This window comes from Cupriavidus sp. GW823-FHT06D04 (genome assembly GCF_058795055.1).
Genome location: NZ_JBXAHL010000028.1, coordinates 37,406 through 63,661 on the forward strand (window position 1 = coordinate 37,406; position 26,256 = coordinate 63,661).

The following is a 26,256-nucleotide window of genomic DNA, read 5'->3' on the forward strand; positions in this document are numbered from 1 at the left end:
ACGAGCTGGATTGTCAGGCGCGAGGGCCGCGCCTGCGACGCTGCCCTGACGTTCCGCGCGAGCCAAGGCATTTCGGAAGAACCCAAGCCGACGCGTCCGCTCTTGCGCCACAGACGAGCCTGGCGAACGCTTGAGACGCGGCCCGCGGCGTCCTCGTCATTGACGTTAAACGCCGCGATGGGCCCACGCGTGACTGCGTCCTCTACAAAGTCCAGCCCTTCTTCCTGGCCACCAGCAGCAGCGAGCCGCCTGCCGGGAAACGCAAACCGGCCCGTATTAGGTTGTGCTCGAGGGTGCAAACACCCCCGAGCATGCCGTTCATGGCCGCCCCAATGCGAAACCCGTCGTCCATGGCATCGCCGGGCGGCTTGGCGCGCTGCCACACCCGGGAGATGGCCATCGCAGGCAGCAGCAGCGTCATGAAGGAGGTGACGTCCACGATTTCGAACCCGGCCGCCTCCACTTTCTTCACCAGTTCTTGGCGCGTATAGCGCCGCTTATGCTTGGCCGCATCGTCCATATGGCTCCACAGCGACGGATGCTGGGGCACTGTCAATACGATTCCCCCATCATTCCTGCAGGCCCGGTACATCTCCGCCAATACTTGGGCGTCGTCGTCGACGTGTTCGATGACGTCAAACGCCCCCAGGACATCGAAGGCTTGGGCAAAGGGAATGGCACGGGCATCCATTTGCAACAACTGAGCTTTGCATTTGCGCTGTCCCTGCATCAGGGCGCGCAACGATGCCTCGCCGCCGACCAAGCGTGCACGCGGGAAGCGGGCCTGGATCGCGCGCAGGTTCTCCGCGGTCCCGCAACCGACGTCCATGAACGAGCGCAAGGTCGGAAAGTAGCGCTGCAGCGCGTCCAGGATCAGTTTGCGGCGATAGACGAACCAGAAGTGCGTCGCTTCGAGCTTCTCGTACTCGACAAAGAGCGGTTCGTGAAAGCCATCATGGTCGACCATCATGGCGGGTGCCAGGCAGAGCACGCCGGCCAGAACACGGGGCTGCCAACCGCACGCGGTGCACGCCCACACGTCAATTTTGAGCGGGGCCTTACATTGATTACAGATGCGCATCGCTGTCTCCAATATGTGCGCGGGCGACCGCCAGGCGACAATCGCACGCCGCACCATAATTGCCCTACCTTGCTCTCGCACAGGGACGAGCGCAGGCAGGCTTGTTTCGTCTTCGGTCAGGCCGAAGGACGAGATCTAGGAAGGTGGAGGTAGCCAGCCCAGGAGTTGCTTGGGCGGCGTCAGAGATGATGGGAAGGCGGGCGCAGCAGCGTTTCAGGCGTTGTGCTGGCAAATATCCACAGCAGAGACGCCGGTAGCATGCTGTTCATGGACAATGCTTGGGTCCCCGAGAAGGCAAAGATGGCAAGTGTCGAGGCGGCCGAGCAGGCAGAACACGCATGACAACCGCGCCCCTTGCCGCGCTCTTTGCTTGCCGGACAGTGATGCGACCTCGGATCGCAGTGTGCGTCGGCCTGGTCGGCGCTCGCCTCGTCAGCGACGTCGATGGTGGCAACGATGGCGAAGAGACCGGCGCCCTGCCGCAACTCGGTCAGCTCGCCGCACGAAAGAGTAGCCGCTGCGCCAACGTTCTGAATCGGCAATGCCAATACAACGAGCCAAAGCGATAGGTGGCGCAACAGCCTTCTCATCCGGCGGCATCAAGCATCAATTGAGTCGAGAGTCTATACGAGCCGCCTGTCAGTAGAATGACGTGGACATGACAGACGCGGCGCTTCCCCTGACTTTTTCCAACGGACGCCGGCGTACGGTAACGAAGGAAGCCTAGAAGCGATGCCTCTGATGAAAGCATCCGTATCATGCGGGAGTCCCCCCGCTCCGGCCGGTGTCGGCACGCCAGCGGGCAATCAATAACAGGCGAGTGCGTCAGTGGTCGCGTGAACCGTGAGGGGCATTGTGCCGGCGGCGCTCAGGCTCACGTCGCCCATGTTCGATGCCGTGGCGCGGCTGGCGATGCGACTCGCGCAGCGCAGTGCCATGCCCGTACGAGGGCTGGGCATCATGTACCACCGCAACCGCGGGCACGACGTGCACAGCGGCAGGCGCCGGCCGTGACGGGTAGAGGCCGGCCCGACCATAGCCATCTTGCGTGTAGCCATGCGTCTGCGCATTGGCGTAACTGAACCCGATGACCAGCGCGGTGCCGACTAGGATGGGAAGCTTTTTCATGTTTTCTCCTTTGCGTGCGTAGAGGGTGGGAGCATACGACTTCTGCATTGCCGGCAGTGTTCGCGTTTCCCTACAAATGTGAGCGGTTGTAACGGTATTACCCCAGCAATGACGCGCGAGTCGAACTCGATGACTGCCGCGTAATGGTTGGGTAATGATGGCGGCAATTTCCAAACGGGAACGCTTGCTGCCATTCCCGCCGGCCAAGACAACACAGAAAAAATTCCTGCACGTAATGGTCGCGTAATACGGGCTGGTCGTGAATGTCGCAATCCCCTGCCGATGAACATCAATAGGACGAAAGCCCAACCGAACATGGATGCCCAGCATGTAATGGTTGGGTCATTGCATAGCAATGTGAAGTAAGGTCGCTGAAAGATGGCACGCTGCGGGGCCCTTCTGCAAAGGCAGATCTTGGTGCAAAAGCAATCAGAACCTAGATTCACGATAACGGCATTGCCGTTTGCACACCGCTTCGCTGGCTTCCCGGTCGTGTCGCGCCCTGAACCACCGCAACGGACTCTCGTCATCTAGGGCAAAGGAGAAATCATGCGTGTCTTATTACTCATTACCGTCATGTTGGCCGGGTGCGCGACCGTCGCAGAACGTACCGCGCACGCCGAGCGCGATATGGAGACCTCACTACGCGTTGAGGGCCCCGCTTGCGAAAAGCTCGGCTATCAGAAAGACTCGGATCCGTGGCGTGACTGCGTGTTACGCCTCAGTGCCGGAAGTGGACCGTGTATGCATCGACGGTTTTGAAACGCATGCCCCGCGTATGGCGGGGCAATTCGCGGCGAGTTCGTTCTCTACACCCGACGCCTAGCGGCTGCGGATGGGTGGCGCTTACCGGTCGTTTTCAATCGAAGCGCGACGCCAGCCTGCGCACTGCTTGACCTTACCCCCGTGGGAAGGTCCATAGTGCAAATGAGGACGGCATCGCGGCGATCACGCCTTGGCCGTACCACGCATCCAGCGGGGAAAGCATGACGACTGCAACGCCAACGTTATTTGATGACGTGTTCGCTGCGTTCCGTCTGGCCTGCGCACAGCAGCAGTACAGCGTGGCCGAGCACCTGCTGGCTGCCCTGGAACAATTGGCCGGCGACAACCATCGCATGCTCGACGAGGTCTACCTGTCGTTCGCGTCGACCTGCCCTGCAGGCAACGCGCTGTCGGACTCAACCGTGCCGCGCGCAAGATGAAGTTCTATACTCAATATGGTTCCCGCGACGGCGCTACCGCACGTCGGCTCGGAGAGGTCCAATGCGTAAGCCTATGAATCGCCTTTGGCGTCTCGTCGTGCTCCTGACCCTGGCGCTGGCTTTGCCTCTACGAGCTCAGGCCGGACCGTTAGACAACTGCTGTATCGCTGGCATCGCTCAAATGCCAGCACACGGACCTGCTCAAGCGGCGCAAGCCAGTGTCGAGACCGGCAGTCCCCATGACTGCGTCAGTCAATTCGGTTGCGCCGGTGACCGACATGTCAGCGGCCCGTCTCGTCTTCCCTGCACGATTTCCGCTTGTGCAATCCTCGCGGGCACGCCGTTGGCCACCGCCGCCCCCACGGATGCATGGACCAGCGTGTTGGTCGCGCATCCGGAGTTCGCATATCGCTCCGTCGTTCCGCCTCGCCTCGAGCGCCCGCCCAAACGGTACTGTCTGTAGGGCGGTCTCGCACGGCGAGGGTGCCGCACTTGGTGCCATCGCACCAACGTGCTCGTCTGATTTCGACATTTGCAGTGTCGCCTGCCGCTCGCTGGTGGGTTTAGGCCGCGCGCTGCATACCCAGAACGAGGAACATCATGAAATTCTTTTTTCACGCGCTAGGGGGCGCCGTCGCCCTTGGGCTCTCGCTGTCAGCAGTCGCCGGTCCGGACTGGTATGTGATCGAAAAGGCTCGCAACGCCAAGCGGGCTGAGGCGCAACAATTGAAGGCGCAGCAGGCAGAGGACCACACCGCGATGAGGCGTGACCATGCCGCCATGATGCAAAAGTGCCGCGAAATGATGGGTCAGCCCAAGTAACCGGCTTACTCCGATGCGCTGCGTTGGCGTGGCGCATCGGAGCGCCTCGATTGGGCGATGCCACAAGTGGGTCGCATTTGATCTGCGGCAAACGGCCGCGAGGGCAAAGTGCCGAAAGCGGCCAAACGCTGCTACCATTTGGCTCAAACCGAGTTTCCCACGTGCGTATCCGCTTTCGCCGGCTTTGCCTTGCCGCCTTCCTGCTGAGTACCTTCCTGACAGTTCAGCTGGCAGCGGCGGCCTACGCCTGCGCGGGCAGCCGGTATTCGATGGACGGTATGACGGACATGGCCGGTATGACCGAGTCCTGTCCCGACATGACGCAGAAGGCCGAAGCGCCGGCTGCCCATGACGGCTTGTGCCTGGAGCACTGCCAGCTTGGCTCCAAATCGGCCGACCACCCCAGCCCGCAGATTCCAGCGTTCCAGCCCGTGCTCGTCAATCTGGTTGAGCCGGCCTTGGTGCCAATAGTCTTCAGCCAGCGAGCCGCCTACGCCGACGCGGTGCCACGCGGGCCCCCTCGCCCGCTGCCCATCCTCCACTGCTGTTTCCGAAACTAGCCTCCGCAGCAACGCCTACTATCGTGCCCTGAACCATGGTGTTCAGGGTGGTCGTTGCTTTGCGGAGGCTTTATGCATTTGCGTTCTCCCTTTGCGTATGGGTGCCGGCTGACGCTCGCCCTTACGCTGTTGGCCGCTGCCCATCCCGGATGGGCACAACCGGCGGCCGCACTCTCCTTGCAGGAAGCGGTAGCCCTCGCGTCTTCCGGCTCGTCGGACGCCGAAACATCGCGCTCGGCGGTCCAGTCCGCCATCGAGATGGCGGTCGCTGGCCGGCAATTGCCGGATCCGGTGCTCAAAGTCGGTGTCAATAACGTACCGGCGAACGGACCCGACCGGTTTTCCCTCGGCACGGAATCGATGACGATGCGCTCGATCAGCCTGATGCAGGAGTTCACGAGATCGGCCAAGCGTGAGGCTCGCGCCCAGCGCTTCGAAGCCGAGGCGTCGTCGGCGGAGGCCCAGCGTACGGCGGCGCTCGCCACGGTGCAGCGCGGCGCCGCGACGGCCTGGCTGGACCGCTGGTATGCCGAGCGCGCCTACAGTGTGCTCTCCGAACAGGCGCACTCCATCCAGTTGATGGTAGACGCGGCGCAGGCCGCCTATCGCGGCAACCGCGGCTCCCGTGCCGACATCGTGGCCGCCGAACTGGAACTCCAGCAACTGCAGGATCGCGAAGACGAGGCTCGCGCGGCGCTGGCATCAGCCCGTGCGATGCTGCGCCGCTGGGTGGGCCAGGCGGCCGAGCGCCCGCTGACCGAACGCCCGGCGCTCGAGGCGCCGGCTTGGCTCAACACCTTGGAGGCCGACGGCGTGGCGCAACTACCAGACGTGGCGGCGGCCGAGGCCCAGGTCGGCGTCGCCGAGGCCGAAAGCCGCGTCGCCCGGGAGAACAAGATCCCGGATGTGAGCGTGGAACTGATGTACAGCCAGCGTGGCCCCGCTTACTCCAACATGGTTTCTCTCAACGTCTCACTGCCGCTTCCCTGGGACCAGAAGCAGCGCCAGGATCGGGAACTCGCCGCAAAGCTGGCGCAGGCCGACGCCGCGCGCGCGCAAGCCGAGGTCATACGCCGCGGCTTGATCGGACAGTTGCGTGGCAAGCAGGCGGAGCTGTCGCTCAGCCAGTCGCGGCTCGAGCGCTATCGGAACACCACCGTGCCACTGGCTAAGGCCCAGACCGAAGCGGCCCTGACCGCCTATCGCGCGGGCGCAGGCACCCTGACCGCCGTCGCCGATGCCAGTCGCAAGGCGCTCAATATTTCGCTCGAGCGCCTCAAGCTTGAAGCCGCTACCGCCCGACTCTGGGCGGATCTGGCTTTCCTGATGCCATTACCCACGGCAGCCCAGCCCACGTCACTGCAAGGAGCTCAACCATGAACAAGACCACGATCGCACGGACGGTGGCAGGCCTGATGGTGGTGGCAAGCGTTGGAGCGGCCTATTTCCTCGGTCAACAGCAAGGGCGCCAGCAGTCGCCCGCATCGGCGAGCTTTGGCAGGGACACGAGCGGCGCCAGCGGTGCCGCGCTCAAGGCGGGCGATATCGACCCGAAAACTGGCAAGCGCATCCTCTACTGGCATGACCCGATGGTGCCAGGACAGCGCTTTGACAAGCCGGGCAAGTCACCGTACATGGACATGCCGTTGTCGCCGGTATACGAAGAAGCCAGCGGCGGTGCGGCCGTCACGATTGACAGCCGCGTCACACAGAACCTTGGCATTCGCACGGCCGAGGTCAAGACCGGTCGGCTGGAGGCCGCTTTGCAGGTCCCGGGCAATGTCGCGATCAATGAACGCGGCATCGAAGTGCTCCAGGCGCGCACCAGCGGGTTCGTGGAACACGCGTATGCCCGGACCACCCTCGATCCGGTCCGCAAAGGTCAAGCGTTGGCGCAAATCTATGCGCCGGAATGGGTCGCCGCGCAGGAGGAATATCTGGCCGTGAGCCGGATGGACGGCAGCCTCCAGCGCGATCTGCGTGAGGCCGCCATTGCGCGCATGCGTCAGGTGGGCATGACCGAGAGCCATATCCGGTTGGTCCAGTCCACCGGCAAACTGCAGCCGCGGCTGACGATCACCAGTTCGGTGGACGGCATCATCACGGAAATCGGGGCGCGCGATGGCATGACGGTCTCGCCGGGGACAACCCTCTTTCGCATCGCGAGCCTTGCGACCGTATGGGTCATCGCCGAGGTGCCAGAGAGCCAGGCCGCCCCGTTGCGGCCCGGGCAGACGGTGTCGGCCACGGCCGCAGCCTTGCCCGGCCAGACGTTGTCAGGCAAGGTCGATGCCATCCTGCCAGATATCAGCGTGGGTACCCGCACGGTCAAGGTGCGCATCGAATTGCAGAACAAGGCGCGTCAGCTGTTGCCCGGCATGTTTGTCTCGGTGCGCTTTGACGACGCCGCCTCAGGGCCAGATCGTGTGCTCGTGCCAACCGAGGCGCTGATTCGCACCGGCGCGCGCACCATCGCCATGGTGGCATCCGGCCAAGGCGGCTTCAGCCCGGTGGAGGTCAAGACCGGCGCGGCGGCGGGCGGTCAAACCGAAGTCATTGAAGGGCTCAAAGCGGGTCAGAAAGTGGTCGTATCAGGACAGTTTCTGATCGACTCGGAGGCAAGCCTGCGCGGCACGGCACAGCGCATGACCGCGCCTGCGGCCGCCTCCGCAGCCGGTGCGTCCGCGCCTGGCACCGCTGCGGCGCCCGGGCCGGAGCATCAAGGCGTCGGCCGGATCGAGGCCCTCACCGAACAGAGCATGACGATCTCCCATGGTGCCATTCCCTCGGCGCAGTGGGGCGCCATGACGATGGAGTTTGGCGCGCCGCCAGCCGGCATGCCCAAAGGTTTCAAGCCCGGGGACCGGGTCCGATTCCGCTTCCGCCTGGATAGCGACGGCGTGGCAACCCTCTCCGCAGTTGAGACCGCCGACGCCACTGCAGGAGCCAAGCCATGATTGCCCGGCTCATCCTCGCGTCCATCCGCAATCGGTTCCTGGTGCTGCTCACCACCGTCATGGTCACCGCGTGGGGACTTTGGGCGGTACAGAGCACACCGCTTGACGCCCTCCCGGACCTGTCCGATGTGCAGGTGATCATCCGCACGCCGTTCCCAGGCCAGGCACCACAGATCGTGGAAAACCAGGTCACCTATCCGCTCACCACGACCATGTTATCCGTACCCGGCGCCAAGACCGTGCGCGGCTACTCGTTCTTTGGTGACTCCTATGTCTATGTGTTGTTCGAAGACGGGACCGACCTTTACTGGGCGCGCTCGCGCGTGCTCGAGTACCTGAATCAGGTGCAATCGCGGCTGCCGGCAGCGGCCAAGCCCGCGCTCGGCCCCGATGCAACCGGCGTCGGCTGGATTTATGAGTATGCCTTGGTTGACAAGACCGGCCAGCATGACCTTAGCCAGCTACGGGCGCTACAGGACTGGTTCCTACGTTTCGAGCTCAAGTCCCTGCCCAACGTCGCTGAAGTGGCTTCGCTTGGCGGCATGGTCAAGCAATACCAGATCGTGCTGATGCCGGATCGGCTGCGCGCCTACAACCTGTCACAAGCCAAGGTGCTCGCAGCGCTCAAGGGTGCCAACCAGGAAACTGGCGGTTCGGTGCTGGAGTTGGGTGAAGCGGAGTACATGGTTCGGGCGACCGGTTACCTGAAAACGCTGGACGACTTTCGCCAGATTCCGCTCGTCACCAGCGACGCCGGCATCCCAGTACGGCTGGGCGACGTTGCCACCGTGCAACTCGGCCCCGAGATGCGGCGTGGCATTGCCGAACTGAATGGTCAGGGCGAAGTGGCTGGTGGCGTCATCGTCCTGCGCTCAGGCAAGAATGCCCTGGAAACTATTGAAGCGGTCAAGGCCAAGCTCGCCACCTTGCAAAAGAGCCTGCCCAAGGGCGTCGAGATCGTCACGACTTACGATCGGTCGGCGCTGATCGAACGGGCAGTGGACAATCTCACCACCAAGCTGATCGAGGAATTCGCGGTCGTTGCGCTGGTCTGCCTGGTGTTTCTCTTTCATCTGCGCTCGGCGCTGGTGGCCATCGTCTCGCTCCCGCTGGGCGTGCTGGCCGCCTTCCTGGTGATGCGCTATCAAGGCGTGAACGCCAATATCATGTCGCTGGGTGGCATCGCCATCGCCATCGGCGCGATGGTTGATGCCGCGGTGGTCATGATCGAGAACGCGCACAAACATCTCGAGCACTGGCATGCCGACAACCCGCAGCGCGACCTCGGCGAGCATGAGCGTTGGCGCGTCATCGGCGAATCTGCTGCCGAAGTCGGACCTGCCCTCTTCTTCTCCCTGTTGATCATCACGCTGTCGTTTATTCCGGTGTTCACGCTGGAGGCGCAGGAGGGCCGTCTTTTTTCGCCGCTCGCCTTTACCAAGACCTATTCCATGGCAGCCGCAGCGGGACTTTCCGTCACCTTGGTACCAGTGTTGATGGGTTACATGATCCGCGGCAAGATCCCGTCGGAGCAGGCCAATCCGCTCAATCGCTGGCTGATTCGTGGCTACCAGCCGCTGCTCGGCAAGGTGCTCACGTATCCCAAGACCACCCTGGCAGTCGCCGCCGTGCTGCTCGTCGCCACCGCGTGGCCCATTATGCGCATTGGCGGCGAATTCATGCCGCCCTTGGATGAAGGCGATCTGCTCTACATGCCCTCCGCGTTGCCAGGTCTCTCTGCAGGTAAGGCCTCCCAGCTACTGCAGCAGACCGATCGGCTCATCAAGACCGTGCCGGAGGTCGCAACGGTGTATGGCAAGGCGGGCCGCGCCGATACCGCGACCGACCCGGCGCCGATCGAAATGTTCGAGACTACTATCCAGTTCAAGCCTAAGGACCAATGGCGTGCTGGCATGACTACCGACAAGCTGGTGGAGGAGCTCGATCGGGTCGTCAGAGTGCCCGGCCTGTCCAACATCTGGGTGCCGCCGATCCGCAACCGCATTGACATGCTGGCGACCGGCATCAAGAGCCCAGTTGGGATCAAGGTCGCCGGTACGGACCTAAAGGAAATCGATCGCCTGGCAACGCGCATCGAGGAGGCCGTCAAGTCGGTTCCCGGCGTCACCTCCGCGCTGGCCGAGCGGCTCACTGGCGGCCGGTACATCGATGTCGATATCGACCGGGCGGTTGCTGGTCGGTACGGCCTGAACATCGAAGACATTCAGGCAATCGTATCGTCGGCCATTGGCGGCGAAAACGTCGGCGAAGTGGTCGACGGGCTCGCTCGCTTTCCTATCAATGTGCGGTATCCGCGTGACTATCGGGACTCCATCGAACAATTGCGCAGCCTGCCCATCGTGACCGACAAGGGGCTGCAGATCACGCTGGCCGATGTTGCACGCATCCAGGTCGTGCAAGGGCCGCCCATGCTCCGTAGCGAAAATGCGCGGCTCTCCGGGTGGATCTACGTCGACATTCGCGGCAGGGACCTGCGTTCTGCCGTGCAAGACATGCAAGCGGCAGTTGCAAAAGCAGTGCCGATGCCTGCCGGGTATTCGCTGAGCTGGTCGGGGCAATTCGAGTATCTCGAGCGCGCCACCACCAAGCTGAAGGTGGTGGTCCCGTTCACGCTGCTGATCATCTTCGTCTTGCTATACCTGGTATTCGGCCGCCTGGATGAGGCGCTGCTCATCATGGGAACCCTGCCGCTGGCCTTGATCGGCGGTTTCTGGCTGCTCTATCTGCTGGGGTACAACCTGTCGGTAGCGGGGATTGTTGGCTTCATCGCGCTCGCCGGGGTCGCTGCGGAATTCGGCGTCATCATGCTGCTCTACCTGAAACAAGCCTGGCAGGAACGAATCGAAGATGGACAAAGTAGTCTTGCGGCCCTGCTCGATGCCATCCAGGAAGGCGCCGTGCTACGTGTGCGCCCGAAGGCGATGACCGTGGCTGTGATTCTGGCCGGCCTGCTTCCCATCATGTGGTCGCACGGCACTGGCTCGGAAGTGATGCAGCGCATCGCTGCCCCGATGGTCGGCGGCATGGTGACGGCGCCGCTGCTGTCGATGTTCGTGGTGCCGGCGGTGTATCTGCTGCTACGTCGCCGCCATCTCAAGCAGACTTCTCTTTCCCCCAACCTCACACCTCAGGAGGAATCGTAATGAAACACCTCAAGACCCTCGCGGCCGCCCTGGCCATCACTGCCTCGCCGGCCGTGTTCGCCGCGGGTTCGATGGACGGCATGGAGATGAAGGCACCGTCCGCCTCGCAACACGCGGCTCGGCCGGTGCCCGCAGAAATCAAGAAAATCGATGCGCAAGCCGGGAAGGTCACGCTTAAGCACGGCCCGATCGAGAACCTGGGCATGCCCGGCATGACGATGGCGTTTCCGGTCAAGGATCGCGCATCGCTTAGCAAGTTCAAGGAAGGCGATGCCGTGTCGGTGACCTTCGACAAGGTGGATGGCGCGCCGACGGTCGTTGACATGCAGCGCAAGTAATCCGCGCCATGCGCGCACGGTTCGCCGCCGGCGGCCGTGCGCGACCTGACCTTCCGGCATGACCTAGCAACATCACGCCGGTAGCCATTGGCGCCATTGCGCAACGATCCTGGCTAGCCAGATCCGAATCAAATCAGACCGTGCGCCGCCCCCCGTTTGATCTGCCCCACGATGTCCTCATCGTCGTCCTGAGCTCACTGGCCATCATCCTTGGTATGCTCGGACTGTTTGCTTGGTATCTGCGACGACAGCACGGCTCTCGCCGGCGAACCCGCAACCAGCATGGCACGGTCTCGCGCAAGCGCACCAGGAGATCGACGAGACGGCGTAAATAGCGGTCGGGAAGGGCTCGTCCACGGGTTACCTGCTTGTCGCAACGGCGCGCACGGGTGGGGGCTTCCATTGAATCATCATCGTATGGGCGACGTCGGTGCCCAGGCGCCGCCGCTACTTTGCTTGCATCCGGGCTAGCAACAGCGCAGGCCACCCATCATGCGCTGATGCATCAAAAGCATGCCTACCACACCAAGGATGGCAAGCACGCCAATGGCAGCGCACACAATCAAGATGACTTTCCAAATTGACGATTTGTTCATGCTTTGTCTCTCCTAATGCCAAGTTGATGCCGGCAAAGTTAGTCAAGGCATTTACTAACATCGGCAACAAGAACGACCTCTGGTCACCTGGCAGGCCGGATGCGGGGCCATCGCTGGCCGGCCAGAGGAGTGGCCTGGATGCCTGGACACAATTCACGGCACCGTCATTGCCGATCAGTTTGTCGACGGCATCCGTGGCTGCGGCGCGGAAAGAATGCCCTTGCCGCTCCCTTACGACGCGCCCGCTGTGCGTGAGGCCACGCGTCCCTCGCCTACTGTGCGCCAACCAACACGGCACTGGCTGCACAGCCGGGGTGGTTCCTCGTAGCGCCCAATCCGATCCGTATGACTCCATTCCACTTCCGGCGCTTCAGCCGGCTTGTGAACCAGAGAGGCAAAGGCTTTGAGCACCTCCGCGAAGGTGCTCAACCGTCTCAATGACAGTGGCGAATGCCAGTACTGTGGTCCACGTGGCAACCCTGCCTGTCTGTGCCACCGCTGTGGGCATTCGCAGCGCCAACTGCTGCAAACAGCGCCAATGCCATGATTCCCGTCGCAAGCTTCTTCATCTTTCTTCTCCCGTTGGTAAGCCGGTTCTATGCCGGCTCCCGGACCATAGCACGTGGGGCCTAATCTCCCACACCCCCCAAAGGTGGCGCAATGTCACGGGCAAGACGCCCTGCTTGCGAGCGTTCTTCCGCCTCGTTCCGATACGCCCATCTGTAGAGCAATGGCAGGACAAGCAGGGTCAGGAACGTCGAAGACAGGATGCCGCCAATGACGACCGTGGCGAGTGGACGTTGCACCTCGGCCCCCGCACCAGTGGCGATCGCCATCGGTACAAAGCCCAACGAAGCCACGAGCGCGGTGCACAACACCGGCCGCAGGCGAAGCAACGCGCCATTTCTGACCGCTTCGTCAAGTGGCGTCCCCTCGGCTCGGAGCTGGCGGACAAAAGAGATCATCACCAGACCGTTGAGCACCGCCACCCCAGACAGCGCGATGAAGCCCACGCCAGCGGAGATGGAGAAGGGAATGTCGCGCAGCCACAGGGCAATGACACCCCCCGTCAATGCAAACGGCACGCCGGTAAAGACCAACAGGCCATCCTTGACGCTGGTAAACATGCTGTACAGCAGCAGGAAGATCAGGCCAAGGGCGACGGGGACCACGATCCTGAGCCGGTTGGCAGCGGACTCCAGCCGCTCGAACTGACCGCCCCAGCTAGACCAATAGCCTGCAGGCAACTTGATGCCGCCGGCAATCTTCGCTTGCGCCTCGAGGACGAACGAGCCCAGGTCCCTGCCGCGAACGTTTGCCGTCACGACCACCCGGCGCTTGCCGTTCTCGCGGCTCAACTGATTGGGACCTTGCGTCACGTCCAGCGTGGCTACCTCCCCAAGCAACACATAGCGCGCGGCTCCGCCCGGCACGGGAAGTGGCAGCATGCGCAATTTGTCCGGGTCGGAGCGAACCTGCTCCTGCAGGCGCACGACAATATCGAAGCGCCGGTCGCCTTCGAACAAGGTGCCGCTTTCCTGCCCGCCGATAGCTGCATTCACCACCCGCTGTGCACTGGCCAGGGAAATACCGTAGCGCGCGAGCTTTTGCCGGTCAAAGTTCACCGACAGCACAGGCAAGCCCGTCAGTTGCTCAGCTTTGACGTCTGCGGCGCCCGGCACGGATTCCATTAGCGCCTCGGCGCGCTTGCCCAGGCTCTCCAGGGTCTCCATGTCATCGCCAAAGATCTTGAACGCAACGTCGGCACGCACGCCAGACAGGAGTTCATTGAATCGCATCTGGATGGGCTGGGTGAACTCGTAGTTGTTGCCAGGAATCCTGGCAACAGCCTGCTCCATTTCTGCAACCAGAATCTCTTTGCGCTTGCGCGGGTCCGGCCACTCGGACGACGGCTTCATGATGACGAAGTTATCGGCCACGCTGGGTGGTACCGGGTCAGTCGCGATCTCGGCCGTTCCGATCTTGGCGAAGACGCGGTCCACTTCCGGAAACGCCTTGATGCGCTTCTCCAGCGCCTCCTGCATCTGGATTGCCTGGGACAGACTGGTGCCCGGAATCCGCAGGGCATGCAAGGCAATGTCCCCTTCGTTGAGACTGGGAATGAACTCCGACCCCATCCTTGCCGCAAGCACCGCACTTCCGGCAAGGATGGCTCCGGCGATCCCGAGGGTAAGAACTGGCCTGCCCAACGCGCGATCGAGTTGCCGTGCATAGAAGCGCTTGATCGCGGCGTAGACTCTGCCCTCCTTCTCCTTGATGCTCCCGGTCAGGCACATGGCGATGGCGGCAGGCACGAAGACCACCGACAGAATGATGGCGCCGACGAGCGCCAGCACGACCGTGAGCGCCATCGGATGGAACATCTTTCCTTCGACGCCGGTCAAGGCAAAGATCGGCAGGTAGACCACCATGATGATGAGTTGCCCATAGAGAATGGCCTTGCGTGCCTCGCGCGAAGACTTGAATACCAGGGCAAAGCGTTCGTCGCGGGTCAACGGGCGGCCCATCCGGCGCTGCTCGTCCGCGAGGTGTCGGATGCAGTTCTCGACGATGACAATGGCACCGTCGATGATGATGCCGAAATCTAGCGCCCCGAGGCTCATCAGGTTGGCGCTGATGCCGTTGCTCGCCATGCCGGTGATCGTGAACAGCATGGAGAGCGGAATCACCATTGCGGTGATGACCGCGGCGCGCAGGTTGCCGAGTAGTACGAAGAGCACGGCGATGACGAGCGCGGCCCCCTCAAGCAGATTCTTGCTGACGGTATTGATCGTGCGGTCCACCAGAGTGGTCCGGTCGTACACGGGTTCCGCGACTATGCCGCCGGGCAGGCTGGCATTGATTTCCTGAAGCCGGGCGGCGGCGGCGGACGAAACAGTGCGGCTGTTCTCGCCGATCAGCATGAACACCGTTCCCAGCACCACTTCCTGACCGTTTTCCGTCGCCGCACCGTTACGCAGCTCCTGGCCCAGATGCACCGTGGCGACATCGCCGATGCGGATCGGCGTGCTGCCGCGAGTTTCGATGACGATGGCAGACAGGTCGTCCAGGGACGTCACCTGTCCGGGCGACCGAATCAGGTATTGCTCGCCCTGGCGTTCGATGTATCCGGCGCCGACATTGGCATTGTTCTCCGCGAGCGCACGCGAGACATCCGAAAGGGTCAGGCCAAATCCGGCCAGCTTTGTCAGGTCCGGGGTCACATGGAACTGTTTGACAAAGCCACCAACGGAGTTCACCTCGGTGACACCCTTTACCGTGCGCAACTGCGGCCGGATGATCCAGTCCTGGACCTCGCGCAAATCGGTCGGGGTATAGGCGGAGCCATCCTCCTTGCGAGCGCCGGGTCGAGCTTTCACCGTGTACATGAAGATTTCGCCCAGGCCGGTCGCGATCGGCCCCATCGCCGGGGTGACGCCCGCCGGCAGCCGCTCACGGGCCTCGGTTATCCGCTCGTTGACGAGCTGCCTGGCGAAATAGATGTCGGTACCGTCCTTGAAGGTCACGGTCACCTGGGACAGCCCGTAGCGCGAGACCGAGCGCGTGGCCTCAAGACCCGGTAGGCCGGCCATTACCGTCTCGATGGGGAAGGTGATGCGCTGCTCGACCTCTAGTGGTGAATATCCCTCCGCACGCGTGTTGATCTGCACCTGCACATTGGTGATATCAGGCACCGCGTCGATGGGCAGCCTCAGGAGGCTTGCGACGCCGACCAGGACCAGGGCGAGGACGCACAGCATCACAAGCCAGCGGCGCCGGATGGAGAATTGAAGCAATCTGTCGAACATGGCGGACTCCCGTAGCCTCAGTGGTCGTGTGTCGCGCCGGCCTTGCCGAGCTCGGCCTTCACGGTGAAGCTGTTGCCGGCCGCGTACTTCTCGCCGGCTGACAGGCCCTCGATCACTTCCACCATCTTCCCGTCACTACGCCCAAGCTCGAGCGGGCGAGCTTCGAGGTATTGCCCGTACCGGCCAAACACGACCTTCCAGTCACGCACCGTCTGTATCGCGCTCTTGTCCACCGCGACGGCGACTTCCTGCTCGTCGGTGGTCAGCACAGCATTGACCAGAGTGCCCGGACGCCACGCACCCTCGCGATTGGGAAGGACAATGCGCGCCATGGCCGTGCGCGTCTGCTCGCCGGCGACCGCGCTGACTGCCTCTACCTTCCCCTGCGCCTCGGTCTCGCCGTCGCTCGCCTTGATGACGACAGCCTGGCCGGGGCGCACGGCGGCCATGTCCTTCGGATAGATGGGAAACTCGACCCAGACCGTGGAAGTGTCCGCGACTGACATCAGGACGGTGCCGGCGTCGACGGCCTGGCCCGGCGCTACTGACTTCCCCGTGACCACGCCGTCAATGGGGGCGCGCAGTTCGACCCGGGCGACGTTGGCGCCGCCGCCAGCGGTCACGCGCATCGCCTCCAGCTTACGTGCAGCGGCGTTTGCGGTGATCTGGGCTTCGCGATAGGCTTGCCGCGCTGCGAGCACGTCCTGTTCCGGCGAAATGCGCTCGGCAAAGAGCTTTTCTTCCCGCTCGAGTGTTCTCCGATACAGCTCCGCCTTGTCTCGAGCGACGGCAAGCGCGCTACGCAGGTCGCCGACTTCAGGGCTTTCCACGACCGCCAGGATGTCTCCACGCTTGACATGCAGCCCTTCCCCGACGGGTGCCGCGACCACGGTTCCATTGAACTGTTGCAGCAGCGGGACGAAGCGGTCGCCATTGGGCTTGATCGCGCCGGGCAGCTCAAGGACGGAACGAATGCGGACTGGCCCCGCGGTCAGTACATTGACGCCCGCCTCCTTCAACTGCGCGTCGCCCATCTCGACCCTCGCTTCGACCTGCGCATATCGCCAGCGCGACGTCTTGCCATTGTGGTCGGCGGACACGGTTACATCGAACGAGTGCGGCTCGACCACGGTCTTGTCGCCACGCAGATAGTCCCGTTCGGCATGGAGAGCGATGGGCTCGGCCGGCCGGCCCAGGCGTTGCAGTGAGATTGCCGCTTGCGCAGCCTTGGGCGGCAGCGGCTTGCCATTCTCATACACATAGAGCCGGAACTGTGGAGGGACGCCTTGCTCGAAGATCGTGACTTCTACCTGGAACGCCCCGTCCTCGAGCAGGCGCCCGCCGTGAGGGCCGCGCTGGGCCTCTTCCGCGGCTGGCGCCGCGGAGCCATGGGCAGCTTGAGTGGACTGATGCGAGCTGCCTGCATTGCGGTGTCCGAGTTGAAAGCCGGCAATGGAACCGACGAGGAGCGTCGCCACAGCCAGGGCGACAGCGGATTTGGTGTTCATGGTTGCGCTCCCGGGTTGGCCGCCGGGCTACCGGCAAATTCAAGGATTTCGTTCTTCAGGCGCTCGTATCGCGCGGCGGCGGCGATGTACTGAGCTTCGTTGCGGAAGTGGGCGCGCTGCGCGTCCAGTGCTTCCAGGTAGGAAAACTTGCCGAACTCATAGCCTTTCATGACTGCACGGGCCGTTTCACGCGAGGCGGGAAGTACCTCCCCGCGCAGGGTCTTGAGTTCACTGGCCGCCAGCGCGATGCCGTCAGACAGCTCGAGCGCCCTGAACTGCAGCTGGTCGCGTGTGGCATCGGCTTCCAGGCGGACCCGGTCTACCTGCTGGGTCACCTCGTAGATATTCCCCTGGTTCCGGTCAAACAGTGGCAAGGGGATGCCGACGGTTAGCATCAACGTATTCTGCGCGGTGGGCTGCCCAAACGCGGGGGCCTGGTGGACCCGCTTGACGCCCGCGGCAACCGTAACGTCGCCGACCCGGCGAGCGCGCTCCAGGTCGAGACGGGCCTCTTGCTCACGGATGGCTTGCTGCCGTGCCTGATATTCCGGGCGCTGCGACAAGGCGTTCAAAACGATCTGGCGATTCGGGAACGCTCCCTCCTCGCCAAAAGGCCCGCTGACCGTGGTGAAATCCGGCGCATCGGTGCGAGCCCAGAAGCTGGCCAGACGCCTGCGGGCCAGCGCAGTCCGTTGCCTCGCGTCCTGCGCCTCGATGAGAGCGCCTCCCGCATCCGAGCCGACTTTCTCCCGCTCGATCGGCGATACCTTGCCCGCATCCACGCGGCGGCCAACTGCACTCCGGAACAACTCGATGGTTTCCAGCTTCTGGCCCGCCAGGCGCTCCAGCGCCTCGGCCTCCTGCAGCGATACAAAGGCGGTGGCTACCATGACGCGCAGTTCGCTGCGCCTGGCCGCCAGGGTGGCACCGGTCCGGTCCCTGCCTGCCTCGGCTACGGCGGCACGGGCGCGTCGCTTGCCGCTTACATCAATGGGCTGAATCAGACGGATCGCCTCGGTGCGGCTATCGCTGCGCAACTCGTCGCCCTCCAGGGAGAGTTCGGGATTCGCGTAGGCCCCGGCCTGGCGAACCGTGCCATCCCAGGCAAGCCGCTCCTTCTCGGCGGCGAGGAGTGAAGGATTCGCTGCCAGCGCGCGGTTTTGCGCGGCTTGCAACGTCAATGCGGGTTGTGCGGAAACCGAGGCTGCGGGTGTGGCAGCGCCGATGCCGGCATCAGACGGCTGGGCATGCGAAGCGCACGGCTGGAGCGTCAGGAGAAACGCAGCTGCCGTTGCCGCGCGCCGGCCGCGTGGGCACGGAAATGCGACCATGTCGGAACTCGTTAAACGACAGGAATGGGCCGCCGACGTGGGCAAGCCGCGTCAGCAGATAGGCTTGGACGGCGCAGAAGGAAGCGCCTGGCGGGGTCAGACTCGGGGCGGCTTGAAGGGAAGACCAGGAGGCTGGTCGGTCGGGGCATCTGCCGCGGTACGCGATGGCGGTGTCCCCGTGCGCTCCACAATCACCAGGGGCGCATGCGGATGCAGCGTGGCAGGCAGTTGGGCGAAGGCATGCAGTGCGCCATGTGGAATGCCGAAATCGTCGTCATGATCGGGCATGGCAACTTCAGCGGCGAGTTGCTGGCCGAGGTCGGCGTTGCCATCCAGCCCGGCAGCGCCGTGCGCGTGCTCCAGTGCGTGTTCCATTTCGTGGTGGAGCCATGCAGGCGCCGCAGCCAAGGTCGCGCCGCAGTTCAGGACGAACAGCAGCGTGACCAGACGGACGGCGAAGCGCGAGACAAGGCGTTGCACGAACCAGCAAGCGGTGCCACGGGAAGGCCGCTGCACTCGCAATATGGATAACAGGCCCGTATTCTCCGCAAACGCGCGACAATAGGCAACCATTCCCCCATGACATTGCTGACATGTCCGTTCGTTCCGCCGCCCCGGCGCTCGCTGCCGCACTCCTGTTCGGCGCAAGCACGCCGCTGGCCAAGACCCTCATGGGCTCAGTCTCGCCGCTGTTGCTGGCGGGACTGTCGTACCTGGGCAGCGGCCTGGGCCTTGGCGGATTCCTGCTACTAGGAAGCGCTAGACAGCATGAGCTATGGGATCCACATGACATCCGAGATCGGCAAGGCGTTTGAGCAGTCGGCGGATGGTTTTGTTGGCGTCGTGGCGATTGAAGTAGTCAGGGCCAAGGTCGGCGTACTCCACGCCATCCCGGAGCATGTGGTAGGCGGCCGTGAGCATAGAAGCAGCCACCGCGAGGATGGCTTTCTTAGCGCCGCGCCGTGCCTTGAGCCGCAGGAACTGGGCACGCAGGTAGCTGGTCTTGACGCGCACCGCGGCCCAAGCGGCGGTGACCAGGGCGGTTTTGAGCCAAGTGCCGCTCTTGCGCACCCGGGTACTGCGCCGCTTGCCGGCGCTCTCGTCATTACGCGGGCACAGGCCGGCCCAGGACACCAGATGGCCAGCATCGGGAAAGCGCGTCATGTCGACGCCGATCTCCGCCAACAGGACCTGGGCGGTCAAGTCGCTAACCCCGGGGATCGTGGTCAGCAGGCGGGCGCGCTGTCGGATCGGCGTCAGCGCTTTTCCCACGACGGCGTCGAGCTCGGCGAGGGTGTGCTCCAGGGCGCCGATGATGTCCAGGTGCAGCTTGAGCATCGTGCGGTGGTGTTCGGTAATGCGCCCGCGCAGCGCCTCGCGCAATTCCGCGCTCTTCTTTCGGGCGTTGCCTTGGGCCAGGGCGGCAAGCCGCTCGGGATCGTCCTCACCATTGACGATCGCCTTGAGCATGGCCCGACCGCTGTGTCCGAGCACGTCCGAGAGCACACTACCCAGCTTAAGGTTGGCGTCTTCGAGCACTTTCTGGATGCGCAGGCTGTGCTGGGAGATCTCGCGCACGAGTTGCTTGCGGGTGCGGGTGAGATCGCGCAACTCCTGAATGGCCGCCGGCGGCACGAAGCTGGAGCGGATCAAGCCGTGGGCGAGCAGATCGGCAATCCACATCGCGTCGTTGACATCGGTCTTGCGCCCAGGCACGTTGCGGATGTGCTGGGCGTTGGCCAGCACCAGTTCGAAGTTGCCCTCGAGGATGTGCCACACCGGCTTCCAGTACACGCCGGTGGCTTCCATGGCGACATGGGTGCAGCCGTGCAGCGCCAGCCAGTCGGCCAGCGCCAGCAGGCCGGCGGTGGTGCTGTCAAAGCTGCGTACTTCATGGTGCACGGGCGCCGAGACGCAGCGCACACAGGCCACGATGGTGTCCTTGTGCACGTCGAGGCCGGCGCAGCGGGGAAAGAGTACTTGCATGGAGCCTCCTGCCAGAGTCAATGGCATCGGCAGCAGCCCTCGTCGTCGAAATCTACTAGGCGCGTTCCGGGGTGTCACCACCCGTGGTCGCAATTCGGGGTGCTCGCAGGGCTGCGGGTCCAACTACTAAACGGGCTCGGGGCACCAAGCGCAAGCCGACCTCGTTGCCGTTACCAGACGCCATCTTATGCCCATCCATTCGCAACGCATGGGCCGCAAGCCCGCTTCATCCTTTGGGGTCGGGCGCGCCCGATGGACAACTACTAAGGAAGCTCACACGAAAGGCCGAGAGCCAGACTCCGCCCCAACCGCCGATTCCGCGTCACGAAATTCCCTGGCTATTGGGAGCGATCCTGGCTGGCGGAGTGGCCGGTCCGGCACTTCTGATGACGGGGCTTGCCGTGACCAGCGCGGCATCGGCCTCGCTCCTATTGAATGTGGAGGGTGTCTTCACGGCGCTCATCGCCTGGATCGTGTTCAAGGAGAACGCCGATCGGCAGATTGTGCTTGGCATGATTGCCATCGTTGCCGGGGGCATTCTTCTTTCCTGGCAGCCGGGTGCTGCTACCTTGTCCCCAGGTGCGCTGCTCATTATTGCCGCCTGCGGCTGCTGGGCGGTCGACAACAATCTCACCAGGAAGGTGTCATCGAATGATGCTGTCCTGATCGCCTGTCTGAAGGGCCTGGTCGCGGGCGCATGCAATACGGGATTCGCACTGGTTGCAGGCAGCACGCTCCCGGGAGCGTTACCTTTAGCTTCGGCGATGGCGATCGGCTTTGCCGGCTATGGCGTGAGCCTGGCGCTGTTTGTGATCGCGCTTCGTCATCTTGGTACGGCTAGGACAGGTGCTTATTTCTCGGTGGCCCCCTTGTTCGGTGTGGTCATCTCCTTCCTCTTGTGGCCGGAGAAACCGAATGTCCTGTTCTGGCTCGCCGCAGCGCTGATGGCATTGGGTGTGTGGCTGCATCTCCGCGAACGGCACGAGCACGAACACACTCATGAGGCGGTGGAACACACGCATGCGCATCGCCACGATGAGCATCACCAGCATGAGCATGACTTTCGATGGGATGGGCAGGAGCCACATGTTCATCCCCACTGGCATGCCCCCCTCGTCCACAAGCATCCCCACTACCCTGATATTCATCACAGGCATTCGCACTGACATAGCAGAGACCAACGTCGGCCAATAGGGAAGACAAGACGGAGGGTAGTGTTCGCGGCTATGCCTTGCACCAATTAGTGCTATTCCTGCACGGCCAGTGCGTGGTGGGGCGGGCCCAGCCGTGGCAAAATTCCAGCCGCTCGACTTGCTCTGCTCGAGGAAACCAATCTGGTCCAGACCGATCGCCGGGCGCGCCATAACGTCTACGCCCGTGCAATCTGTCGCCGAGGGGCGGTTGGTGCAAATTGCCAGGTAGCGCCCTGATGAACCGTGAGCGCACGCAGATCGTTCCGTTCAGCCACTTCACGTTGCGCAGCCGCCATGAGCTGAATGCACTGAAGATGTTCCTCTTCATGGCCGCAATTCGCGAGAACCCCGTCCCTTCGCAATGGCGCGCTACGACACCATCCATGAAGGCACGGTTATTCCGAACCAGCACATCGCCCGCGCGTCATCCTTAGCGCAGACCACGGGCTTGATGGCCTTGGTCGAAAAAGGCCCGCGCCGACACCAAGAAGAACGAACCCAACCGGTATTTCCTGACTGGCCACAAACACTTCTTTGCCTGCAGGAAGCAGCTTGACGCCAGGGACGCGACTCGCATTTGGAATGCCATGTTGAGCGCTGTGTAGCTTGCAGGCGAGCAATGCAGGCATAATTCTGGGTTCGCTCACTGCCCCATCTCTATGCCGCACATCACGATCTCCGGCATGCTCGTCGACATTTCGCACTTGGCCGTATGCAAGCACACGGTGGAGGTGCCGCTGCGTGGCAACCATATCAAGAAGATGACGGTGGAGCTCGCGTACACTAATCACTGCTATTCGCGCGGGCCACTTGAGAATGAAGCGATCCACGAGGGCTTCCTGGTGATGGATGGGGCGAAGGAACGCATCTTCGACTGGCGGCGCTACCACCTATCAAAGATGTTGCCCCAGGTCATGGAGAAGTTGTTCACCAGCGAGGCCACGGTCCACTCGACGGCTCACCACAACTTTGTTCAGGTGGAACTCGTAGAGGAACTGGTCGACGGCACCACCTGCGCGGTCAACTATTACATTTTCCTGCGCATCCGAAAGCACGAGGTCCCCGGCGAGCAGAAGATCATGAAGATCCGCGTCGAAACCGCCTTTCCCGAGGACCTGTTGAACTATGACAAGCCGGACCTCCGGAAGCCGTATAGCCTGAAGAAAATCCTGCAATGCTATTGGGAGGGCCGCGACTACACGGAGCCCGACCCTACCAACAAGGCAATAGGGAAAGCCAAGCGCAAGAAGAAGTGCTGAGGCGCCGAAAAAGCAAACGCCCCCTGCGCAGAGGGGGCGTTTAGGAATAGAACACGGGGGTTCTCTTGGATATCCCACTCCTGGTGGGACCTCGACAGAGTCGAGGCGGCGCTTAGCTTTTGAACCTGGACACCCCGCTAGCTGCTAAGCCTTTCCAGCCCAAAGTCGAGCCGGACCTTCCACTGGCTGTTGGCTCGCGCCGAAGCGGCGGAAGGGTTTCGAGATAGACCAATGATAGCACGATGATTAGCAAGCGTAATAGCAGGCCACTCCCAAAAAGCGTTGCAGCACAAGGGAAAGTGCGCCATAAGCAGCTTTTTTCTTAATCTGTTTCTCCTCGAATCACGCGCAGATAGGCCGGCATCGGACAGCCGGGCCCTTGCCCAACGCTATGCGTTCCGGAAAAACTCCACGCTCTGCCCCGCATTGACCGCCCGCCGCAGCCAGGTCGGCATCTCCCCCTGCCCGTCCCAGGTGAGCCCTTCCGCGTTGCGGTAGCAGACCACCGGCGGCGGTGGGGGTGGGGGCGGCGGATCGAAGCACCCCGCCGCTTCCAACTCCTCCATGGTCAGCCCGTAGTCGGCCATCTCATTCTGGATCCAGCGGATCGCCGCCGCCCGCTCATTGATTTCTGTCATCGGTGCTGTCGTCACTGCTGTCGCTGCCGTCATCCGGGTTCAAGGCTGCGGCTGGCGCGCCCTGCTTGTGGTCCTGCGGTTCGTCCGGTTTTTCGCCTGGCGCCCCTTGCTCGGCCGGCGCCGGGGCGCCGGCCTTGCGCCGCCGCCCGCCGCCACCCTCCCCCCGCCCGGGTGGCGCCATTCGCAATTCTGCCAGCAGCTGGCGCGCCAGCGCCGCTTCGGCCTCGGCGCGTTCGGCCCGGCGCTGCGCCGCGCCCAACGCCGCCTGCACCGCGTCCAGGTCGTGCGCCGCTTTGCGCTGCGCCTGCTCGGCGGCCGCGAGTCGATCAGCGAGTGCCGCGGCCTGGGCCTCGAGCCGGGCGCGGACTTCGGCCTGCGCCACGGCCGCGTCGCGCGCCTCGCTGCGCGCCGCCACCAGTTCGCCGCGCAACGCTTCGGCCGTGCGATCGCTCTGCTGGCGCGCGGTACGTTCCGCGTCCAGTTCGCGCAAGCTGCGCCGCTCGCTGGCCTCGGCCCGTTCCTGCGCGAGGGTCACCTGCTCGCGGGCGCGCTCCAGCTCGGTCGAGAATTGCGTACGCAGTTCCGCCAGCTGCCGCCCGGCGGCGTCCAGTTCCGCCCGCCCCGCGTCCAGCCGCGCCTGGGTCGCTGCATGCGCCTGGCGCTCCGCGGCCAGGTCCGCCTGCACGGCGCCGTGCGCGTCGCGCGCCTCGGTCAACTGCGCCGAGAGGACGGCCGCCTCCTCCCGCGCGCCCGCGGTCTCGGCCCGCGCGGCGTCGCGCTCAGCCTCTGCGGCGCTGGCCGCATGGCGGGCCTCGGCGCGCAGCGTGGCCAGCTCGCCGGTAGCGGCCTCGTTGGCCGCCTGCCAGATGGTCTGGACCGCCCCGGCCGCAATGTCCTTCAGCGCCTCCGGCAGGTCGGGATGGTCGATGGTGACGCGCGTGCGCCCACGCAGTTCCTGCCAGAACGCCTGCAGCACCTCGGCGGGCGTGCCCATGCTGCCTTTGCGCACCAGGCTGTAGAGCTTGTTGGCGGTGGGCGTGACGCCGTAGCGGAAGAACAGCAGGCCACAGACCTCGCGGTAGAGCGCGCGGGTCTCGGGGAAGCGGCTGCGCAACTCAGCCAGGTCGGCCTGCAGCGCGGCGTCGGTCAGATCCAGGTCGGCAGCGGCCATGGGAAGAAAAAAAGAAAAAGCGATTGATAAATATTACTACGTAATACGCCTCATATCCAATTTTCTTGACAAGCCTTTAGACATAACTGCGCTTATGTCTACAATGTCGAAGCTAGGTGTGATTTTTAAGGCTCTACGAGAGCCTGGCCGACGCTTGTCCTAACCAGGGCTGACGGCGCCCGGTACCCCCCGGGGCGCCGGCTCGGATCTCCGCTGGCGATGACAAGGCCGCAGTGACGGCCTGGTTGGCTCGCATCAAACCATTACGAACGCCGCGGTCTTTTTTAGTATCCCAAATAGACTACAATTTTGTTTGCTATTTTGATTTCATGACGTATATTGGAGTCGATGCGAGACCAACGAGACGCGCGCTGTGCAGACCGTACGAGTTGGCGGATTGCTGCCGGTGAGCCGGGAAGACGCGGCGTGGGGAAAATGTCTTGTTGCCGTGGACCGGGTCAGTGGATCCCCACAACACCCGCCGTAAGAACAGCAAAACAGAAGGAGACCTTTGATGCTGTCATTGATCAATCGCGCTTTTCGGGCGGCCGCTTTGGCCCTTGTCGGGATGGCCATCACCAGTGGACCGTTGCAAGCGCAAGGCAAGTATCCGAATCGGCCGATCAAGATGTTTGTCGGCTTCTCCGCTGGTAGCGCTACCGACATCGTGGCGCGCGTGGTGGCCCAATACCTGTCGGAACGGCTCGGGCAATCGATCGTTGTCGAGAACAAGACAGGCGTGGGTGGCAGCCTCGCGGCAGAAGCCGTTGCCCGCTCCGCACCAGACGGCTACACCCTGCTGACCGTGTCGAGCGCGATCGCTGTCAACCCTGCGGTGTATCCAAACCTCTCGTTCGACGTTGAAAAAGATCTCACGCCGATTGCATTGGTCGGCCGACTGCCTACCGTATTGCTGGTCCGGAATGACTTCCCGGCCAAAACGCTGAGCGAGCTTTTGTCATACGCACGTAGCCATCCCAAAAAGATCAACTACGGCTCCTCCGGCGTGGGCGGCTCATCACATCTGGCCACCGAATATCTCGCGACACTCACCAACACATCGTTCACGCATGTACCGTACCGCGGCAATTCGCAGGCTGTCGCTGCGTTGTTCGGGGGCGAGATCGACATGGTGACCGACACCATCCTGCTCGCTGCACCCAACATCCAGGCTCGTCGTGTCCGCGCGCTGGCCATCTCCAGCCAATCGCGCTCGCCGTTGGCACCCGAAGTGCCTACCTTTGCCGAGGCTGGCCTAAAGGGCTACGACGGCAGCTTGTTCTTTGGACTGATGGGGCCGAAGGGAATGCCTTCGGAGATCGTTCAGCGGATTAACCGCGAAGTGAATGACTTGCTGAAAAACTCGCCTGAACTGAAAGAGCGCCTGCAATCGGCGGGGGGCCTGGAACTCGTTGGCGGAAGTCCGGACCAGTTCCGCGTCACCCTGCACAAGGAAGTGCTCCAGTGGCGCAGCGTCGTGAAGAACGCCAATGTGACCGTCAACCAATGA

Annotated in this window: 23 protein-coding genes; 11 read left to right on the forward strand and 12 right to left on the reverse strand. The window is 63.2% G+C overall.

What is annotated here, in order from left to right:
* Positions 1–202: 202 nt before the first annotated feature.
* From AC1Q7H_RS27530 to AC1Q7H_RS27540, 3 genes are all read right to left on the reverse strand, one after another.
* Complete coding sequence (locus tag AC1Q7H_RS27530) at positions 203–970, reverse strand: class I SAM-dependent methyltransferase (protein WP_240805071.1); 768 nt, start codon at positions 968–970, stop codon at positions 203–205.
* Positions 971–1,260: 290 nt separating this feature from the next.
* Positions 1,261–1,659, reverse strand: coding sequence for a hypothetical protein (locus tag AC1Q7H_RS27535; protein ID WP_151073250.1), 399 nt, complete (start codon positions 1,657–1,659; stop codon positions 1,261–1,263).
* 247 nt (positions 1,660–1,906) lie between these two features.
* Positions 1,907–2,209: a hypothetical protein gene (locus AC1Q7H_RS27540; RefSeq protein ID WP_116322061.1), complete on the reverse strand. Its 303-nt coding sequence runs from the start codon at positions 2,207–2,209 to the stop codon at positions 1,907–1,909.
* A gap of 986 nt (positions 2,210–3,195) precedes the next feature.
* Between AC1Q7H_RS27540 and AC1Q7H_RS27545 the strand changes: the two genes are divergently transcribed.
* The 7 genes from AC1Q7H_RS27545 (at position 3,196) to AC1Q7H_RS27575 (ending at position 11,255) form a co-directional block, all read left to right on the forward strand.
* Positions 3,196–3,414, forward strand: a complete 219-nt coding sequence (locus AC1Q7H_RS27545) for a hypothetical protein (RefSeq protein ID WP_145987315.1) — start codon at positions 3,196–3,198, stop codon at positions 3,412–3,414.
* 600 nt (positions 3,415–4,014) lie between these two features.
* Positions 4,015–4,236: a hypothetical protein gene (locus tag AC1Q7H_RS27550; RefSeq protein WP_062799422.1), complete on the forward strand. Its 222-nt coding sequence runs from the start codon at positions 4,015–4,017 to the stop codon at positions 4,234–4,236.
* A gap of 50 nt (positions 4,237–4,286) precedes the next feature.
* A complete protein-coding gene (locus AC1Q7H_RS27555) occupies positions 4,287–4,796 on the forward strand; it encodes a copper resistance protein (protein WP_492381927.1) in 510 nt (169 codons plus the stop codon).
* Between the two features lie 72 nt (positions 4,797–4,868).
* Entirely contained in the window at positions 4,869–6,176 is a 1,308-nt protein-coding gene (locus tag AC1Q7H_RS27560; RefSeq protein WP_492381928.1) for a TolC family protein, read from the forward strand.
* A complete protein-coding gene (locus tag AC1Q7H_RS27565) occupies positions 6,173–7,753 on the forward strand; it encodes an efflux RND transporter periplasmic adaptor subunit (RefSeq protein ID WP_492381929.1) in 1,581 nt (526 codons plus the stop codon). Before AC1Q7H_RS27560 ends, AC1Q7H_RS27565 begins: the two co-directional genes overlap by 4 nt.
* Positions 7,750–10,917: an efflux RND transporter permease subunit gene (locus tag AC1Q7H_RS27570; RefSeq protein WP_492381930.1), complete on the forward strand. Its 3,168-nt coding sequence runs from the start codon at positions 7,750–7,752 to the stop codon at positions 10,915–10,917. Before AC1Q7H_RS27565 ends, AC1Q7H_RS27570 begins: the two co-directional genes overlap by 4 nt.
* Positions 10,917–11,255: a copper-binding protein gene (locus tag AC1Q7H_RS27575; protein WP_492381931.1), complete on the forward strand. Its 339-nt coding sequence runs from the start codon at positions 10,917–10,919 to the stop codon at positions 11,253–11,255. Before AC1Q7H_RS27570 ends, AC1Q7H_RS27575 begins: the two co-directional genes overlap by 1 nt.
* Before the next feature lie 467 nt (positions 11,256–11,722).
* Here the strand turns inward: AC1Q7H_RS27575 and AC1Q7H_RS27580 are convergent, their stop codons facing one another.
* The 7 genes from AC1Q7H_RS27580 to AC1Q7H_RS27610 form a co-directional block, all read right to left on the reverse strand.
* On the reverse strand, positions 11,723–11,851 hold the full coding sequence (locus AC1Q7H_RS27580) for a hypothetical protein (protein ID WP_492381932.1): 129 nt from the start codon (positions 11,849–11,851) through the stop codon (positions 11,723–11,725).
* Positions 11,852–12,285: 434 nt separating this feature from the next.
* Positions 12,286–12,420, reverse strand: a complete 135-nt coding sequence (locus AC1Q7H_RS27585) for a YHYH domain-containing protein (protein WP_151023078.1) — start codon at positions 12,418–12,420, stop codon at positions 12,286–12,288.
* Between the two features lie 60 nt (positions 12,421–12,480).
* The gene (locus tag AC1Q7H_RS27590) at positions 12,481–15,660 is read right to left on the reverse strand and encodes an efflux RND transporter permease subunit (RefSeq protein WP_492381933.1); all 3,180 of its coding nucleotides are present in this window, start codon (positions 15,658–15,660) and stop codon (positions 12,481–12,483) included.
* 17 nt (positions 15,661–15,677) lie between these two features.
* Positions 15,678–17,168, reverse strand: a complete 1,491-nt coding sequence (locus tag AC1Q7H_RS27595) for an efflux RND transporter periplasmic adaptor subunit (protein WP_492381934.1) — start codon at positions 17,166–17,168, stop codon at positions 15,678–15,680.
* Positions 17,165–18,499, reverse strand: a complete 1,335-nt coding sequence (locus AC1Q7H_RS27600) for a TolC family protein (protein ID WP_492381935.1) — start codon at positions 18,497–18,499, stop codon at positions 17,165–17,167. Before AC1Q7H_RS27600 ends, AC1Q7H_RS27595 begins: the two co-directional genes overlap by 4 nt.
* 96 nt (positions 18,500–18,595) lie before the next feature.
* Complete coding sequence (locus AC1Q7H_RS27605) at positions 18,596–18,979, reverse strand: hypothetical protein (protein ID WP_492381936.1); 384 nt, start codon at positions 18,977–18,979, stop codon at positions 18,596–18,598.
* A 279-nt stretch (positions 18,980–19,258) separates the two neighbouring features.
* Positions 19,259–20,485 (reverse strand): IS110 family RNA-guided transposase, encoded by a 1,227-nt coding sequence (locus AC1Q7H_RS27610; protein WP_492381937.1) that lies wholly within the window; start codon positions 20,483–20,485, stop codon positions 19,259–19,261.
* Positions 20,486–20,667: 182 nt separating this feature from the next.
* Between AC1Q7H_RS27610 and AC1Q7H_RS27615 the strand changes: the two genes are divergently transcribed.
* From AC1Q7H_RS27615 to AC1Q7H_RS27625, 3 genes are all read left to right on the forward strand, one after another.
* On the forward strand, positions 20,668–21,651 hold the full coding sequence (locus AC1Q7H_RS27615) for a DMT family transporter (RefSeq protein ID WP_492381943.1): 984 nt from the start codon (positions 20,668–20,670) through the stop codon (positions 21,649–21,651).
* Between the two features lie 388 nt (positions 21,652–22,039).
* Positions 22,040–22,234, forward strand: coding sequence for a hypothetical protein (locus AC1Q7H_RS27620; protein ID WP_492381938.1), 195 nt, complete (start codon positions 22,040–22,042; stop codon positions 22,232–22,234).
* Positions 22,235–22,337: 103 nt separating this feature from the next.
* Positions 22,338–22,937 carry a YjaZ family protein gene (locus tag AC1Q7H_RS27625; RefSeq protein ID WP_492381939.1) on the forward strand — a complete coding sequence of 200 codons (600 nt, stop codon included), beginning with the start codon at positions 22,338–22,340 and terminating at the stop codon, positions 22,935–22,937.
* A gap of 389 nt (positions 22,938–23,326) precedes the next feature.
* Here AC1Q7H_RS27625 and AC1Q7H_RS27630 read toward each other — a convergent pair whose 3' ends face one another.
* Both AC1Q7H_RS27630 and AC1Q7H_RS27635 read right to left on the reverse strand, forming a co-directional pair.
* Complete coding sequence (locus AC1Q7H_RS27630) at positions 23,327–23,575, reverse strand: H-NS family nucleoid-associated regulatory protein (protein WP_492381940.1); 249 nt, start codon at positions 23,573–23,575, stop codon at positions 23,327–23,329.
* On the reverse strand, positions 23,559–24,746 hold the full coding sequence (locus tag AC1Q7H_RS27635) for a DNA-binding protein (protein ID WP_492381941.1): 1,188 nt from the start codon (positions 24,744–24,746) through the stop codon (positions 23,559–23,561). The genes AC1Q7H_RS27630 and AC1Q7H_RS27635 overlap by 17 nt, the downstream gene beginning before the upstream one ends.
* 514 nt (positions 24,747–25,260) lie before the next feature.
* Between AC1Q7H_RS27635 and AC1Q7H_RS27640 the strand changes: the two genes are divergently transcribed.
* On the forward strand, positions 25,261–26,256 hold the full coding sequence (locus tag AC1Q7H_RS27640) for a Bug family tripartite tricarboxylate transporter substrate binding protein (RefSeq protein WP_116321254.1): 996 nt from the start codon (positions 25,261–25,263) through the stop codon (positions 26,254–26,256).